The sequence below is a fragment of the Martelella alba genome (assembly GCF_005217455.1).
Taxonomy (GTDB): Bacteria; Pseudomonadota; Gammaproteobacteria; order Enterobacterales; family Enterobacteriaceae; genus Acerihabitans.
This window is the reverse complement of record NZ_SZPQ01000009.1, coordinates 18,793-35,984: the sequence shown is the minus strand read 5'-3', so window position 1 is coordinate 35,984 and position 17,192 is coordinate 18,793. Positions and strand designations below refer to the sequence as shown.

Sequence of the window (17,192 nt, the reverse complement as noted above, 5' to 3'; positions counted from 1 at the left end):
CGGTTCCCCCCTTTTCGAGGCAGGTTATTCTTCGCTGAACAAATCGCCGCCGTGCATGTCGATCATCTCCAGGGCTTTGCCGCCGCCGCGGGCGACGCAAGTCAAGGGATCTTCCGCCACCACGACAGGAATACCGGTTTCTTCCATCAGCAGGCGGTCAAGATTGCGCAGCAACGCGCCGCCACCGGTCAATACCATGCCCCGTTCCGAAATATCGGAGGCCAGTTCCGGGGGACATTGTTCCAGCGCCACCATCACCGCGCTGACGATACCGGTCAAAGGCTCCTGCAACGCTTCCAGGATTTCGTTGGAGTTCAGGGTAAAGCCCCGTGGCACCCCTTCGGCCAGATTACGACCGCGCACTTCGATTTCCCTGACCTCGTCGCCCGGATAGGCGGAGCCGATTTCATGTTTGATGCGCTCCGCGGTGGCTTCGCCGATAAGCGATCCGTAATTGCGGCGCACATAGTTAATAATAGCCTCATCAAAACGGTCGCCGCCAATTCGCACCGAAGAGGAATAGACCACGCCGTTCAGGGAGATGACCGCGACTTCAGTGGTACCGCCGCCGATATCCACCACCATTGAGCCGGTGGCTTCCGAAACCGGCAGACCGGCGCCAATGGCCGCGGCCATGGGTTCCTCAATCAGAAAAACCTCGCGGGCGCCCGCGCCCTGGGCCGATTCGCGAATGGCGCGGCGCTCAACCTGGGTCGCCCCCACCGGTACGCAAACCAGCACCCGGGGACTCGGGCGCATAAAACTGTTGCTGTGAACTTGCTTGATGAAGTGCTGAAGCATTTTCTCGGTGACGAAAAAGTCGGCGATGACGCCATCTTTCATCGGCCGAATCGCCGCGATGTTGCCGGGAGTGCGGCCCAGCATCTGTTTGGCTTCATGGCCTACGGCAGCGACGCTTTTCGGCGAGCCGGCGCGATCCTGGCGAATCGCGACGACGGAAGGTTCATTGAGGACAATGCCCTGTCCTTTCACATAAATCAGGGTATTGGCGGTACCCAGGTCGATGGACAAGTCGTTGGAAAACATGCCACGAAATTTTTTAAACATAACTGAAGGATAATCCTGCAAGCTGGGGCGAAGATAAAATCCGCCTACTTTACCAACCACGAGAAGCAGCGACAAGGCGCAAAGAAGCGCTACTTCAATGAAAAAATGGTCCCGTTAATATTTCCACATACCGTATATACCCTGATTCCTTCAAGCCGACGCTTTGTCGGCTCCCCGCGCCGGTCACGGCCACCTGGTTGTCCAAGCCGTCCGGGAACCGCCGGGCCGCCGTCTTGCCGCGACTCGACATATCACGGGTATAAGTCCCTGCGCGGTTTTATGCCAGGCGCGCCGTGATAACGACTCTCCTGCCTGCGATGGATGGCGAGCGCGCCAAGCGGAAAATCTCACGGTTAACCTGATCCCAGGCAATGTAAGTGCCTACTAACCAAGTTGGTTAATGGGCGTTATTGTACGTTATTTTTCCCGAACTTTTATACTGTTCACGCGTTCCGGCGTGAATATTTTTTTACCACCTGATCCAACGGCGTCAACGGCGCGAAAAAATCGCCCTGGCCCCCCGCCACGGCATGATCGGTCAGGGTTTGCCATTCCGACTGGGTTTTGACGCCGGTGGCGTAAACCCGCGTCGGCGTACCGAGGCAGGCTTCCGAGAGGCTTTGCACAAACAGCCGGTTTTCCGCGCGCCGATCGATATCCCTTACCAATCCGGGATGCAGCTTGAGAAGCGTCACCGGCACGGCGGTAATATAAGCGGTACTGACCATGGTCAGTCCGGCCTGCGACACCGTCAGACGGCAGCCCAAACCGGTCAGCAAACGCAATGCCGGCCGTAATTGACCCAAGTGTTGACACAGATCGGCCTCGACAAGTTCAAACATTATGTGCTGTCGCTGCGATTTACCGCACTGCATCAACGTATCGCGCAGCCACACGACGAATGCCTGTTGCATTAGCGAATCGGCGCTCACGGTAATCGACAGGACTTGCTGCGGCAGTTGATCCAGCAGCGCAATGGTCCGGTTCAGTTGTAAACGGTCGTAATCCGTCAGCCGGCCCAACTGGCGATACAGGGGTAAAAACTCGGCGGAGGCCACCGTCTCGTCCCCATCGATGATGCGATTGATGATAACCAGATGATCAGGTTGCCCGCGACTATCGAAGGCGGGACGAATGAAAAGCCGCGGCCCGCCTTGCGACAGCGTGCGTTCCAGCAAGGTACGCCATTTGACGCTGCCGCGCGCCGGCCCCGGCTGCCGGCCGCCATACACCGACCAGGTATTGCCCCCTTGCAACACCGCTTCGCGCACCGCCTGCTCCGCGGCCTCCATGACGTCCACCGCGGCCTGCCCGCGCCGATACAGACAAATGCCGATGTTCAGCACATTCTCCCGCCGCCCCGCCGGCAGGCCGGTCAACGTCGTTAGCGCGCCGATGCATTGCGCGGCCAGGGATTCCGCTTCCTTAAGGGAGCCGTGCGGCAGCAGCAAAGCCAGATCGCCCTGGAAATAGCGCGCCAGCAGCGCGTCGGGGTAGCGCTTGGCGCAGGCGGAAATCCCATCGATAAACAGATGGAACAGATCGTTTTCCGGCGTTTTGCCCACCCGGCCCTCAAAAATTTCGCCGTCCGGCGAACGCAGCAGCAGTACCGCGCCATACGGTCCGGATTCCTGGCTATCATCCAGTTGCAAGGCCAGTTGACTGTCGAAAAACAGCCTGTTGCTGAGCCCGGTTTTGGCATCGCGGGCGGCAAAGGCCCGGATAAGGATATCGACCCGGCCGCGTTGCTCCCGCGCCTGGGCCAAATCGTTTAGCAGCCGATCGATGGCATGGCCGGTTAGCGAGGAAGACTCGCCGGCGGACTCCCGCACCGTGTCCCGTTCGCCGTGGATAATTCGCCGCGCCCGGGATTCCAGCGACTCCTGGGGTCGTATCTGCCGTCGCAGCCAATGGACAACGGTCAGCAGCGCCAGCACGATGGCGATAATGGCGGCGCCCACCGGCGCTGTGACGCCCGGCGTGCGGACTTCCGCAAGGGGCACAATAGGGTAGCTCGCCAGCACCTGGTATTCGGGATGATGCGCCAGCGCCAGCCGTCGCGGGCGTTGCCCGTAGGATGGCGAACCGATATCCGCCGGCGCGGAGTAGTGATAGACGATATGCCCGCCCCGGCGGATAATCAGTTGCTCGACGCCGCTGCTGTTTAAGGCATAAGGCAGCCAGCGGGCGAGCGCCGGCGGCGGCTGATCATCGAGGGCTTTGTCCAGGGTAGTCGCCAGCGCCGCGAACTGGCGCTCGGTCCGGCTTTGGCTGAGATAGAAGAAACTCAACGCGCTGCCCGACAGGATCAGTAACGTCACCAGCGAGCATAATAAGGCCATCATTGCGGAAAGTCTGACGATCAATCGCATCCCTGAGCCCCGCTAATTGTCTGCTGCCCACCTGCGGCGCGGCACCGTGCAAGGCGACGATAATGCTGCCGATGTTGCGCTCGCCGCCAATTCCCCGTTAAGTGTATCGGTTGTCGCGGCGAAATGACATATTTTGTTCCGTCCGTTTGTGGTGTCTTGCGGCGCGCGCGCCCCGCAAGACGAAGAAAAGTTTTCGGCGGTGGGAATAAAAAACGTTTTTACCCATCATAATGGATATGCCACTTGTGTTGACGCGATGGAGCCTGTTATGAACCGCTATCGTCCCCTGCGTGATGCCGATGTGACCGCCGAAGACGCTTTTTTTCAACGCCGAAAGGTTTTGAAAGCGCTTGGTATCGCCGCCGCCGCCCTGAGCGTACCCTCCCAGGCCCAGGCGGATCTGGCCTCCTGGCTGAAATCCTTCACGCCGGTCAAGGCGCCGCCGGGCAAGCCCCTGACTTTCGACCGGCCGCCGCAGTGGCAGGCCGACTTGCCGCTCACGCCGGAGGACAAAGTCACCGGCTATAATAATTTTTATGAGTTCGGCATGGACAAATCCGATCCGGCCCGCAACGCCGGCGGACTGCAAACCGCCGGCTGGAAAATCGCCGTCGACGGCGAAGTCGCCCAGCCGATGACACTGGATATGGACGATATCTTCAAGCGTTTTCCCCTGGAACAACGCATCTATCGCATGCGCTGTGTGGAAGCCTGGTCGATGGTGGTGCCTTGGATAGGCTTCGAACTGGGCAAACTGCTTAAACGGGCGCAACCCACCAGCCAGGCCCGCTATGTGGCGTTTCAGACCCTGGATGATCCTAAACAGTTGCCTGGCGAGAAAGACAGTCTGCTGGGCGGGGGCCTGTCTTATCCTTATGTGGAGGGCTTGCGGCTGGACGAAGCGATGCATCCGCTGACGCTGCTGACCGTGGGCGTCTACGGTAAAACCCTACCGCCGCAAAATGGCGCGCCGATTCGGTTGATTATTCCCTGGAAATACGGTTTCAAGGGAATAAAATCCATCGTGCGCATCAGTCTGGTCCGCAACCGGCCGCCCACCACCTGGAACCTGGCGGCCCCCAATGAATACGGTTTCTACGCCAACGTCAACCCCCATGTGGATCATCCCCGCTGGTCCCAGGCCAGCGAACGGGTGATAGGCGCCGGTGGTATTCTGGACGTGAAACGCCAACCGACGTTACTGTTTAACGGCTATGCCCGCGAAGTGGCCAAACTGTATCGCGGACTGGATTTACGGGAGAATTTTTAAGTGCGCCTCACCCTCAGGCAGGTGTTTTGGCTGAAAGTCTTGCTGCATTCGGCTGCCTTTCTGCCTCTGGTTTGGCTGGTCTTCGCGGTCGCGCAAGGCGACTTTAGCGCCGATCCCGCCAAGGATATCCAGCATTTCACCGGACGAATGGCGCTTAAATTGCTGCTAGGCTCGCTGCTGGTGACGCCCCTGGCCCGTTACGGCCGCCAGCCTCTGTTGATCCGCTGCCGCCGTTTGCTGGGCCTGTGGTGTTTTTTCTGGGTTACCCTGCATCTGCTCAGCTACGCGCTGCTGGAGCTGGGCATGGATAATCTGGCGCTGCTGGGCAGCGAGCTGGTGCGGCGGCCCTATTTAACTCTGGGGATAATCAGTTGGCTCATTTTACTGGCATTGGCCGCCACCTCCACACAATGGGCGCAGCGGCGCCTGAAAAGCCGCTGGCAGGCGTTGCATAATCTGGTGTATGTGGTGGCGGTACTGGCACCCATTCATTATATTTGGTCGGTGAAAATCCTATCGCCGCAACCCGTCGTTTACGCCTTGGCGGCCGCGTTGTTATTAGCGCTGCGTTATAAGAAATTCCGCCATTGGCGACGATGAGAAAATCACTTTTTATTTCTATCCCCGCGCAAAATGCGCTATCTTGCTTTCCACTTTGCCGACCGCGTAAAGACAACTTCGCGGATATCGCCAGAATTTAGTGGCGAACAGCGGCGATTTTCCGCTGTTGCATGAGCCTGCTAACAATCTGGGGCGAATTATGCAGCGAAAAGATGACAAACCGGTACCGGAAGGTTATTTTCTTACCAGGTAGCGACTATTGACCGGAGATAGCGGCACGATGGCGGATAAGTTCCATATTTTACTCCTAAACGGCCCCAATCTTAACCTGCTGGGGACGCGGGAGCCTGAAAAATACGGCCGTACCACCCTTGCCGATATCATAAGCGGTCTTGAGGCGCTTTCTCGGCGACTGGACGTCACTTTCAGCCATAGGCAATCCAATGCGGAGCATGAGCTTATCGATCAAATCCACCAGGCGCGGGGCAACGCCGATTTCATCGTCATCAATCCGGCGGCGTTCACCCATACCAGCGTGGCCCTGCGTGACGCGTTGCTGGCGGTAAGCATTCCTTTTATTGAAGTCCATTTGTCCAACGTGCATGCGCGAGAACCCTTCCGCCATCACTCCTATCTTTCAGATATCGCGGTCGGCGTTATCTGCGGCCTCGGCGCCGATGGTTATCATTATGCATTCCAGACGGCGGTCAACCGCCTGTCCGCATCCAATTAATTCGTGTATGGAACCCTCTCATGGATATTCGTAAGATCAAGAAACTGATTGAACTGGTTGAAGAATCCGGCATATCTGAGCTGGAAATCTCCGAAGGCGAGGAATCGGTTCGTATCAGCCGCGCCGCGCCGGCATCGTCTTATCCGGTGATGCAGCAAGCGTATCTCCCCGCGGCGCAGCCTGCCGCAGCCGCAGCGGCGCTCCCCGCCGCGCAGGCCGCCGCCGCGGACACGCCCGCTCCGGCCGTCGAAACCGCTGGACACCTGGTGCGTTCGCCCATGGTGGGCACCTTCTATCGCACGCCCAGCCCGGACGCCAAGCCTTTTATCGAAATCGGTCAGAAAGTCAACGTTGGCGACACGTTATGTATCGTTGAAGCAATGAAAATGATGAACCAGATCGAATCCGATAAAGCCGGCGTGGTAAAAGCCATACTGCTGGATAACGGTCAGCCGGTGGAATTCGACGAGCCGCTGGTCGTCATCGAATAACGGGGCGCCACATGCTAGATAAAATCGTCATCGCCAATCGTGGCGAAATTGCGCTGCGTATTTTGCGCGCATGCAAGGAACTGGGTATAAAGACCGTCGCCGTACATTCCACGGCCGACAGGGATCTGAAACATGTCCTGCTGGCGGACGAAACCATCTGTATCGGACCGCCGCCCTCGGTGAAAAGCTACCTTAATATCCCGGCCATTATCTCGGCGGCGGAAATTACCGGTTCCGTGGCTATCCACCCGGGTTATGGCTTTCTGTCGGAAAACGCCGACTTTGCCGAACAGGTGGAGCGTTCCGGGTTTATTTTTATCGGCCCGCGCGCGGAAACCATCCGGCTGATGGGCGATAAGGTTTCCGCCATCACCGCCATGAAAAAAGCCGGCGTGCCTTGCGTTCCCGGCTCCGACGGCCCGGTAGGCGACGACATGGAGAAAAACCGCGCCATCGCCAAACGCATCGGCTATCCGGTCATCATTAAGGCGTCCGGCGGCGGCGGCGGCCGCGGCATGCGCGTGGTGCGCGGCGATGGCGAACTGGAATCCTCCATCCGGATGACCCGCGCCGAAGCCAAGGCCGCATTCAACAACGATATGGTCTATATGGAAAAGTACCTGGAAAATCCCCGTCACGTGGAAATCCAGGTACTGGCCGACGGCCAGGGCAGCGCCATTTATCTGGCGGAGCGCGACTGCTCCATGCAGCGCCGCCACCAGAAGGTGGTCGAGGAAGCGCCAGCGCCGGGCATCACCGACACCCTGCGCCGCTATATCGGCGACCGCTGCGCCAAAGCCTGCCGCGATATCGGTTATCGCGGCGCCGGCACCTTCGAGTTCCTTTATGAGAACGGCGAATTCTTCTTCATTGAAATGAATACCCGAATCCAGGTGGAACATCCCGTTACCGAGATGATCACCGGCATCGATCTCATCAAGGAGCAATTGCGGATCGCCGCCGGCCAGCCTTTGTCCATCAAGCAAGAAGATGTCACGGTTAAGGGACATGCGGTCGAATGCCGTATCAACGCCGAAGATCCCAATACCTTCCTGCCCAGTCCCGGCAAAATCACCCGCTTCCACGCGCCGGGGGGATTCGGGGTCCGTTGGGAATCGCATATTTACGGCGGCTACTCCGTACCGCCCTATTATGATTCCATGATAGGCAAACTCATCTGCTACGGCGAAAACCGCGATGTGGCCATCGCGCGGATGCGCAATGCTTTGGCGGAATTGATCATCGACGGTATCAAAACCAACATCGATCTGCAGCAGCGGATCATGAACGACGAAAACTTCCAGCACGGCGGCACCAACATCCACTATCTTGAGAAAAAGCTCGGCCTACAGGAAAAATAGGCCGGAAGGGTCGTGCCGAAGTCCGGGGCCGGTTTTCACCGGCCTCTTGCTATCGGGTTCCTACGGGCGTCACTATCATGGATAAACGTTTTCTACAGGCCCATCGGGAAGCTCGATGGGCGTTCAGCCTGGCGCTGGCATACCTGCTCGCCTGGTTATTGTCCGCCTATCTTCCGGGCGATCAGCCCGGCATCACCGGCCTGCCCCGCTGGTTCGAGCTGTCCTGCCTGGCGGTTCCGCTGATTTTTCTCCTGTTGTGCGCCTTGATGGTGCGCTTTATCTACCGCGATATCTCGCTGGAGGATAATGATGCGGATTGAAATCCTGCTGCCGCTCATTGCCTATCTGGCGCTGGTTTTCGCGCTGTCGGTCCATGCCTGGCGCCGGCGCCGGCAAGGGGAGTTTCTGGCCGAATATTTTCTCGGTAATCGCTCCATGGGCGGTTTTGTACTGGCGATGACGCTGACCGCCACCTACATCAGCGCCAGCTCTTTTATCGGCGGGCCGGGCGCCGCCTACAAATACGGCCTCGGCTGGGTACTGCTGGCCATGATCCAGGTCCCGGCGGTCTGGCTGTCCCTCGGGGTGCTGGGCAAAAAGTTCGCCATTCTGGCCAGGCGCTATCAGGCGGTCACATTAAACGATATGCTGTTGGCGCGTTACAAAAGCCCGCTCTTGGTCTGGCTGGCCAGCATCAGCCTGCTGGTGGCCTTTATCGGCGCCATGACCGTACAGTTCATCGGCGCCGCCCGGTTGCTGGAAACGGCGGCCGGGATCCCTTATGACGCCGGCTTGCTGATTTTCGGCCTGACTATCGCGTTATATACCACTTTCGGCGGATTCCGCGCCAGCGTATTGAATGATGCCTTCCAGGGGCTGGTGATGCTGCTGGGCACGTTTATTCTGCTGTTCGGCGTCATCCATGCGGCCGGCGGCTTGCCGGCGGCGGTACACAAACTGCATGACATACAGCCGGCGCTGACCACGCCCGCCGGCGCCGGCCATATTCTTTCACCGTCGTTTATGGCCTCCTTCTGGATCCTGGTCTGTTTCGGGGTCGTCGGTCTGCCGCACACGGCCGTGCGCTGTATTTCCTATCGGGACAGCAAATCGGTGCACCGCGGTATCGTAATCGGCACGCTGGTACTGGGAATATTGATGTTCGGCATGCACCTTTCCGGCGCATTGGGCCGGGCCGTGCTGCCGAATCTCGCCATTCCCGATCAAGTGATCCCGACACTGATGGTAACCGTCTTGCCGCCCGTTCTGGCCGGGATCTTCCTGGCGGCGCCGTTGGCGGCCATCATGTCGACGACCAATGCGCATCTGCTGCAATCCTCCGCCACGATTATCAAAGATCTTTATCTCAGCCTGTCCCCGCGCCAGGCAAGTAACCAGGCATTGCTGACCCGTTTATCCGTCGCCGTTACGCTTATTCTCGGATTGTTGCTGGTACTGGCGGCCTGGCGACCGCCCCAGATGATTATCTGGCTAAATCTGCTGTCGTTCGGCGGCCTGGAGGCGGTATTCCTCTGGCCGCTGGTGATGGGGCTTTACTGGGAACGCGCCAATGCCGCCGGCGCGCTGAGTTCCATGATTGTCGGCGGCGGCTGCTACGCGCTGCTGGCGATCTTCTCCCTGCAACCCGGCGGTTTTCACCCCATCGTGCTGTCGCTGGCGCTAAGCCTGCTGGCGTTTCTTATTGGTAATCGGTTCGGCTCGGACTGTCCCGGCCCGGAATCGAGCCGGCTTTAATAAACTGGGAGCAGCCATGCCTTGGATTCAACTTAAAATCAATGCCGCCGGCGCGCATGCCGAGGAACTGAGCGATGCGCTGATGGAAAACGGCGCGGTGTCGGTCACCTTTCAGGATAGCCGCGATACCCCGATATTCGAGCCGCTACCGGGCGAGACGCGGTTATGGGGCGATACCGATGTCATAGGACTGTTCGCGGCCGATACGGACATGGCGGCGGTCGTAGCGGCCTTGGCGGCCCATCCGTTGCTGGGCAAGGCCTTCGCCCATAAAATCGAGCAGGTGGAGGACAAAGACTGGGAACGCGAGTGGATGGATAATTTCCACCCCATGCGTTTTGGCCGACGGCTGTGGATTTGCCCCAGTTGGCGGCCGGTGCCCGACGCCGATGCGGTTAACGTTATGCTTGATCCCGGTCTGGCCTTCGGTACCGGTACCCACCCCACCACCGCGCTTTGCCTGGAATGGCTCGACAGTCTGGACCTGGCCGGTAAAACGCTTATCGATTTCGGCTGCGGCTCGGGAATCCTGGCCATTGCCGCGCTGAAACTCGGCGCCGCCCGCGCCGTCGGCATCGATATCGATCCCCAGGCCATTCAGGCCAGCCGGGACAACGCCCGCCGCAATGGGGTGGAGGACCGGTTGACGCTGTTTTTGTCCCAGAACAGACCGGATGATTTACAAGCCGATGTGGTGGTGGCCAATATTCTGGCCGGACCGCTGCGCGAACTGGCGCCGCTGTTGTCGGCGCTGCCGTCGGCCGGCGGTCTTATCGGCCTGTCCGGTATCTTGACGAATCAGGCAAACGGCGTCGCGGCGGCCTACGCCGGCGAGTTTTTACTTGATCCGGCGGCGGAAAAAGACGAATGGTGCCGAATCACCGGCCGACGGCGTGGGTCGGCATCGTAGGAAACGGGTTTCGCGGACAAAAGTCATTTTTGAAAATTTATTAACCGCACAAAAGGTATTTTTACCTGCAACTAATTGTTATTTAACAAAAAATGCTAAAACAGGCTATTCAAAGAACAAATTCATTGATCTATAGCAGCGGATTGTTCAAAGTTTGGCCTTTCATCTGGCGAAAAAAATGCGTAATATACGCGCCCTTGCGGACACAGTATGGTCGTTCTTCGTCTATGCGTATTGGACATCTTCAGCTCGCTAATCGCCTGATGGCCGCCCCGATGGCCGGTGTTACGGATCGTCCCTTCAGGGCGCTATGTCATGCGATGGGGGCGGGGCTGACTTTCTCCGAGATGCTTTCCTCGAATCCTGAGGTATGGCGCACGGATAAGTCTCGTCTACGTATGGTACATAGTGATGAACCCGGAATCCGGGCCGTACAGATTGCCGGCAGTTGCCCTGAGGATATGGCTGCCGCCGCCGTCATCAATGTGGCGAACGGCGCGCAACTGATTGATATCAACATGGGCTGCCCCGCCAAGAAGGTTAACCGTCAGATGGCGGGCTCCGCTTTGCTGCAATATCCGGATCGGGTGGAACGGATACTGACGGCGGTCGTCAAAGCGGTTAATGTGCCGGTAACGCTTAAAATACGTACGGGCTGGGCGCCGGCTCACCGTAACTGTGTAGAAATTGCCCGATTGGCCGAAAATTGTGGTATACAGGCCATCACGATTCATGGCCGCACCCGCGCCTGTTTGTTCAACGGCAGCGCGGAGTACGACAGTATTCGGGCAGTCAAGCAGTCTGTCGCCATCCCGGTTGTCGCGAATGGCGATATCACTGACCCGCGCAAAGCCAGAGCGGTATTGGACTACACCGGGGCCGACGCCCTGATGATAGGCCGGGCCGCTCAGGGAAGACCCTGGATCTTCCGGGAAATCCAGCATTATCTGGATACGGGGGAATTGCTGCCGCCGCCGCTGTTGGGCGAGGTAAAGCGATTGTTGATTGAGCATGTCCGGGAATTGCACGACTTCTATGGTCCAGGCAAAGGATTCCGTATTGCTCGTAAGCACGTCTCCTGGTACTTGCAGGAGCATGCCCCCGACAACCAGTTCAGGCGCACATTCAACGCCATAGAGGATGCCGGCGAACAGCTGGAGGCGTTGGAGGCATATTTTGAAAATCTTGCGTAATAGAAAAAAGAGCTGACAGAACTATGTTCGAACAACGCGTAAATTCTGACGTACTGACTGTTTCCACTGTTAATTCTCAGGATCAGGTAACGCAAAAACCCCTGCGGGATTCGGTGAAACAAGCACTGAAGAACTATTTTGCTCAATTAAACGGTCAGGATGTTAATGATTTGTATGAGCTTGTATTGGCTGAAGTGGAACAGCCATTGTTGGACATGGTCATGCAATACACTCGCGGTAACCAGACCCGCGCGGCCTTGATGATGGGTATCAACCGCGGCACGCTGCGTAAGAAATTGAAAAAATATGGTATGAACTAATACTGTAACTTAGCTAATTGATAATAAAAGCGTTAATGGGAAACCGTTAACGCTTTTTTCATACGCGAGAGAGAAGACATTCATGAGCGACTTGTTCAAAGCGATAGGATTGGGTTTGCTGGTGATTTTACCCTTGGCCAATCCCCTGACCACCGTGGCGCTGTTTCTGGCGCTCGGCAAAAACATGAGCCGCGAGGAACGTAAACGGCAATCGATGATGGCGTCGTTTTACGTCTTTGTCATCATGATGGTGGCCTACTACGCCGGCACACTGGTAATGAATACCTTTGGCATCTCGATTCCCGGACTCAGGATCGCCGGCGGGCTCATTGTGGCGTTTATCGGTTTTCGCATGCTGTTTCCCCGGCAGAAGGAACAAGATGACGATATCCATAAGGACGCGATGCATCACCCGGCGCCGAATATCGCCTTCGTGCCGCTGGCGATGCCCAGCACGGCCGGTCCCGGCACTATCGCGATGATCATCAGCTCAGTGTCCACCATTAAAGATACCCCGCTCTTTTCCCCCTGGGTCATCGCTGTGGCGCCCGTCATGGTTTTTTTGTGCGTCAGTCTTATTCTCTGGGGCTGCCTGCTCAGTTCCGGCACCATCATGCGCCTTATCGGCCAAGGCGGAATCGAAGCGGTCTGTCGGGTGATGGGGTTCCTGCTGGTATGCATGGGCGTCCAATTTATTATCAACGGTGTTCTGGAAATCATCACCAATTATTCTCCCGTGTCATGACGCCGCGGCCAGCGGCTCACCGGAAAAAATGTCTTTTGCCAACCGATGTTCCACGCCACTGGCGACGCAGATCACTTTAACCGGCATACCATGGCGGTCTTCGGCGGCCATGATTTCGACGATTTTCAGCGCAGTGCCGGGTTTAAGCAGCAAATGGTCCACCAAAAAGCCGGTGCCGGCGACTTTTTTCGGCACATGGCGATCGATAACGAATATGACCTGATCGTTGGCGGAGCGGGCGATAGTTTTCGACCATTGATCCTTCCATTCGATGCTGTTGCCAGGCAGGGCAGAGGCTGACATAAACCCTTTGTCCAACACCACATCGCCCGTGACGATCTTCTTACCGTAAACACCGGCGGGAAAGTTGGCGGAACGATAAGCATAACCGTCATAGTTATACAGCTTGTCAAAATCCCTCAGCAACAGCCGCGCTTCAACGCCGGCATCGGCGTAAGCCGGATCGTGTCTCACCGCGTCGAAACGCAGCCAGTTATTGATGGCGTCACTGCCCGCTTCGGTATAATCTTCCAGGGCCGGCGAGTGCACCTGCTTTTTCGCCAATAAGATCAGCACGTCCACCAATGTATCCACCTCCTGGCGGGCGATGCGCGCCCCAGGCTTTTTTTGCGACAGCAGCCGTCGCAGCATTTCGCCCTCCGCCAACAAATCCCCCGTTCCTCCGGCGTTAATGGCAAAATCCAGCCGCCGCAAATTGGCCGCATCGGCCCGTGACCCGACCGGGTTCGGCGACGGAGCTTCCTGCATCACAATCAGCCTGCCGCGCGCCTCGCGGATTCTGAAATAGGTTTTGTCCTTGATAAGCACCCTGCCGTCGGCACTGAAACTGTCGATGGGGTATCCCCTTTTTTTCATTTGCAAGACAAATTTGACCAGCACATTGCCGGGTTCCGTGGGGATATCCTTGTCGAGAGGCTCGCGCAAATCGGCCAATATGAACCGATCCGTGACGAAAAAGTCGTTTTTATGGATATTGTCCCACTCCACCAATGGCAATTGGCCCATTTTATACACCGTGCATTCAGCCGGCCGGATTTTCGCCAGCGCCGAACGCAAATGCTCCCCCTGACGCACTAGGACGGACTGCGCCATGGCCGGGCCGGATCGGGCGGGCATGGACATCACCGCCCTATTTCCTCCATCATCACGAAATTCGGCCAGCGCGTATGTTTCCTCGGCGGTTAACGCTTGGTTGGGCTTGATGCGCAATTGATACTGCTCGATAGCGGGACTATTGAAAATTTCAATAAGTCTATCCAGACGGCTGATAAGAAAATTTCGATTACGACTTTTGCTAAAATAAACCCTGATGATTTTTATCTGCCGCCGGTGGATGTTGTCGCTAAAAATATCATATCCGCCGCGATGCTCTTGAATGGGAAAATATCTCTTCGCATAAAGTATGTACTTCTGATTTTTAGCCTCATCGATAAAATAATTTTTATCCCGGTTATAGATGATATTCATTTTGGACCCTCCGGTATCCGGATTGGCCATAATAAATTTGCCAAGCGTTTTTTTTGCCCGGGGGGAAAAATGCAGACAGTAATGGAATGCCGCTTTGGTAAAAGAACGGGGTTCCCGGCATAGCGGCATTTCCACAGGGAATCGATTCCTCAAAGGAATCACCCGGTAGCCCGCAGTGGATCCCTCGACATAGACGCCCACCTGATCCCGCTTACCCAGCGTATAATAACCGGGACGTTTGATTTTATTAATCCTGATGGGATGTCCGTCAATCAACAAATACGGTTTATTGCGTTTATCATAACGCACGCCAAACAGGTCGGCCTTGGATAGTCGCGACAAAGGCACGGAACTGGGTCCGATGCCCCGCGCTTTGAGCCTGTTAAACAGGGACCCGCGACGTGAATTCGCCATTGTTAGCCGGCCCGAAGGCCGAAAACGGTGCGGTGGACCGCTTTGCGCCTGTAAAAGCGCCGACGGGACGTTCTCCGGCCGTACCGCGCCGGGGCGGTTTCGCTTACGGCCGGCCGCCTGCGGGTCCAACGCGTCGGCCCGACGGGCCATTTCCTTGCGCAACATATGCGAAAGACGCCCTTCCGGCATCGCCGGCGCCGGAACATCCGCGGACAAAGCAAGCCAACGCTCCAGCACGGCGCCTAAGGATTGCAGCGCGATATTCGCCAGATCATCAACAGTGGCGATCATGGCTTCCCGCCGCTCGTCGGGATTATCGCCGTCCACCATTTTCTCAATGTTCAGCCCCAACGAGACAAACGCCGTTATGGGGTTTGGAAACAGCATGTTCATGACCGAGATATAACGAATCATTCTGTCTCTGTTAACCTCAGCGTTGGACGTGATCAGAATATCGGCATCGCTTAACGCCCGCTCCTTTTGCCGGGCGCGGATAGAGCTGAGCAAATCCCCGCCGATCGCCGCCCCCGGCATGCCCATGTCTCCCAGGGTTGCTTGTCCTTTGGCGCAATCCGCCAGCCAGCGATCCACCCCCTGGCTAAGTACCCCGGGTTGCCGGTCGCGCAGGGGGAAATGGCGCGCCAGCGCCGCGCGCCGGGACGGATTCGCGCAGCTATCCCGCAACCAGGTCGCTAGCGCCGGGGGATGTTCAAAACAGACAAACGAGGGATTTTCGCCGGGCAGATAAATCACCTGCCGCGCTGAATGCGGATCCTTGATAACAAGGATATCGGTGGCGGCGGTGTTGTCGACGACGAACAGATAGCTTTCCACGGCCGGCGTCTTCTCAGCGAGCAAGTCGAATGCGCGCAATATCAACCGGGCCGCATCGGCGTCATCGCGCGGCAAGCTGGCCAGCGCGATAATCAGACAGACCAAATTGAAATGGTCCGGCATACCGCTTTGCCAGTAGCGCTCCAGCTTATCAAGATAATAGGCGGAAAAATCCAGATCATGAATAACCGCGGCAAGCAGAGAAGGTTTGATTGCGACCTGATTTTCATGGCCGAAGGAACCCACACCGTGCGCCGGCTCGGTATAGATTCCGCTCATCTGATCAACCACATCCATATTATCCTGCGCATCGGCGGAAAAATTGTTTAATACGCATTGGGTCAATGTCGCCGACAAGATCGGTGTCGCGCGACCATGGCGCCAGCCGGTGACGGAAGCCGGATCATTCTGGGCGGACGAGAAACGATGAAAATAAGTTCGATCGGGGTCGAGCATGATGCCGGTTCGCCTGAACAACGCGCTTTTAATGGCATCGGCCGCAATCTTATTGATTTCGGGGTAATGTTCCGCATAGGCCTTGGCGAAATCGGTCAGCGTTGCCAGGATCGGCGCCGAACCGGCGCCGCCTGATCCGTTGACCGCCGCCCCCTCGCCGCGGGCTTGGGACGTGGCCCGCCGTTTGGCCGGATCTGCGCCTGGCCCGGCCGAAGCTGGGCGGGATAACGTCTTACCGGGATGCATCGATCCGTTCAGGCCAAACGCCCCGCGACTTGTTTGCATCGCGGCCTGGCCGGTTTTACCGCTGTCGGCGCCGCCCGAATAAGCGTGTAACGGCCGTTGGGTGACGCGCGTCGTTTCATTTTCCTGGCGGTTAACCGTCGTTTTAGGGATTTTGGCGCTTTTCAAGCCCCTACGGCTCCGCTGGCGCAAGGCTGGCCCTTCTGGCGGCGCCAAAAACCCGTGGCCGGGGATTTCGCCCGGCGGCCGCGCTGTCTGCCACGTCGGGGATAACAATGTTCTTTTTCCGGCGGACACGGACGTCCCGTTCAATTGGACCGTCCATGGCATGCTCTGTGAAACATGGGCCAATAATAACATCATGCGCAGCATGATATCGGCGCACGAGGAACGAGAGGTTGCATAGGGCGCGCGCGCTGCGCCAAGCGGTACGGCTGAAAAGGGTTTGCGGATGACTCTGCCGCGTTGCCCGGTATGGCTAAACGCCCCGGTACTCTGTCGATACTGTTTTATACTTGTCATACTCCAAGTTGCCTCTTTGTTGGCTACACTCGCTCGCCCCGGTCATAGGGTCAGCTATTCTCCTGGGGACTTTACCGCTTACCGCCGCGATGCAACTTTTAGTATTTAGAGTATAAGAAAATATTTATTGCGCCGATCAGTACTTTCTTTTTAATACCCGTCGTCCTTCAAATTGCCTTATTTATCGGCTGCCGCGATGAAACGTTAATAACATAGGGTATAAGGTCTGTTCCCATTCCAGGTTATTTGAGGGGTTTAATTAAAAGGCAATTTTTATTTTTCTGTCAAAACCCTTCGATTGAAGGTCTTATTGACTTATTTTTATTAATTTGAAATCAAATTTATAAAAAAATCATTTGCAACACAGCGACTATCAACAAACCGGCAACTTGCGTCGGGGCCGGCAAGCGGGAGAAGCGTCGCGTTTTGGCGAAATCCCATATAGCGGAACTCGCA

Annotated in this window: 14 protein-coding genes; 11 read left to right on the top strand and 3 right to left on the bottom strand. The window is 57.0% G+C overall.

Annotation, left to right across the window (positions count from 1 at the left end; genetic code table 11):
* Nucleotides 1-24: 24 nt before the first annotated feature.
* Nucleotides 25-1,068 (bottom strand): rod shape-determining protein MreB, encoded by a 1,044-nt coding sequence (mreB, locus tag FCN80_RS07910; protein WP_004385136.1) that lies wholly within the window; start codon nucleotides 1,066-1,068, stop codon nucleotides 25-27.
* 443 nt (nucleotides 1,069-1,511) lie between these two features.
* Complete coding sequence (gene csrD / locus FCN80_RS07905) at nucleotides 1,512-3,440, bottom strand: RNase E specificity factor CsrD (protein WP_136989621.1); 1,929 nt, start codon at nucleotides 3,438-3,440, stop codon at nucleotides 1,512-1,514.
* 268 nt (nucleotides 3,441-3,708) lie between these two features.
* On the opposite strand from csrD, the gene msrP reads away from it, so the two are divergent.
* The 11 genes from msrP (at nucleotide 3,709) to FCN80_RS07850 (ending at nucleotide 12,779) form a co-directional block, all read left to right on the top strand.
* A complete protein-coding gene (gene msrP, locus FCN80_RS07900) occupies nucleotides 3,709-4,710 on the top strand; it encodes a protein-methionine-sulfoxide reductase catalytic subunit MsrP (protein WP_136989620.1) in 1,002 nt (333 codons plus the stop codon).
* Nucleotides 4,711-5,310, top strand: coding sequence for a protein-methionine-sulfoxide reductase heme-binding subunit MsrQ (msrQ, locus tag FCN80_RS07895; protein WP_136989619.1), 600 nt, complete (start codon nucleotides 4,711-4,713; stop codon nucleotides 5,308-5,310). It begins immediately after the preceding gene.
* Nucleotides 5,311-5,551: 241 nt separating this feature from the next.
* A complete protein-coding gene (gene aroQ, locus FCN80_RS07890) occupies nucleotides 5,552-6,004 on the top strand; it encodes a type II 3-dehydroquinate dehydratase (RefSeq protein WP_136989750.1) in 453 nt (150 codons plus the stop codon).
* Between the two features lie 20 nt (nucleotides 6,005-6,024).
* Complete coding sequence (gene accB / locus FCN80_RS07885) at nucleotides 6,025-6,495, top strand: acetyl-CoA carboxylase biotin carboxyl carrier protein (RefSeq protein ID WP_136989618.1); 471 nt, start codon at nucleotides 6,025-6,027, stop codon at nucleotides 6,493-6,495.
* A gap of 11 nt (nucleotides 6,496-6,506) precedes the next feature.
* Nucleotides 6,507-7,856 carry an acetyl-CoA carboxylase biotin carboxylase subunit gene (accC, locus tag FCN80_RS07880; RefSeq protein WP_136989617.1) on the top strand — a complete coding sequence of 450 codons (1,350 nt, stop codon included), beginning with the start codon at nucleotides 6,507-6,509 and terminating at the stop codon, nucleotides 7,854-7,856.
* 77 nt (nucleotides 7,857-7,933) lie between these two features.
* Nucleotides 7,934-8,176, top strand: coding sequence for a YhdT family protein (locus FCN80_RS07875; RefSeq protein WP_136989616.1), 243 nt, complete (start codon nucleotides 7,934-7,936; stop codon nucleotides 8,174-8,176).
* Entirely contained in the window at nucleotides 8,163-9,611 is a 1,449-nt protein-coding gene (panF, locus tag FCN80_RS07870) for a sodium/pantothenate symporter (RefSeq protein ID WP_230492555.1), read from the top strand. The genes FCN80_RS07875 and panF overlap by 14 nt, the downstream gene beginning before the upstream one ends.
* Before the next feature lie 16 nt (nucleotides 9,612-9,627).
* Nucleotides 9,628-10,521: a 50S ribosomal protein L11 methyltransferase gene (gene prmA / locus FCN80_RS07865; protein WP_136989615.1), complete on the top strand. Its 894-nt coding sequence runs from the start codon at nucleotides 9,628-9,630 to the stop codon at nucleotides 10,519-10,521.
* A 92-nt stretch (nucleotides 10,522-10,613) separates the two neighbouring features.
* Complete coding sequence (gene dusB, locus FCN80_RS07860) at nucleotides 10,614-11,714, top strand: tRNA dihydrouridine synthase DusB (protein ID WP_306767859.1); 1,101 nt, start codon at nucleotides 10,614-10,616, stop codon at nucleotides 11,712-11,714.
* A 23-nt stretch (nucleotides 11,715-11,737) separates the two neighbouring features.
* Nucleotides 11,738-12,034 carry a DNA-binding transcriptional regulator Fis gene (gene fis, locus FCN80_RS07855; RefSeq protein WP_000462905.1) on the top strand — a complete coding sequence of 99 codons (297 nt, stop codon included), beginning with the start codon at nucleotides 11,738-11,740 and terminating at the stop codon, nucleotides 12,032-12,034.
* A gap of 82 nt (nucleotides 12,035-12,116) precedes the next feature.
* On the top strand, nucleotides 12,117-12,779 hold the full coding sequence (locus tag FCN80_RS07850) for a MarC family NAAT transporter (RefSeq protein WP_136989613.1): 663 nt from the start codon (nucleotides 12,117-12,119) through the stop codon (nucleotides 12,777-12,779).
* Here FCN80_RS07850 and FCN80_RS07845 read toward each other — a convergent pair.
* Complete coding sequence (locus FCN80_RS07845) at nucleotides 12,774-16,382, bottom strand: dermonecrotic toxin domain-containing protein (RefSeq protein ID WP_136989612.1); 3,609 nt, start codon at nucleotides 16,380-16,382, stop codon at nucleotides 12,774-12,776. The genes FCN80_RS07850 and FCN80_RS07845 overlap by 6 nt on opposite strands.
* Nucleotides 16,383-17,192: the final 810 nt, after the last annotated feature.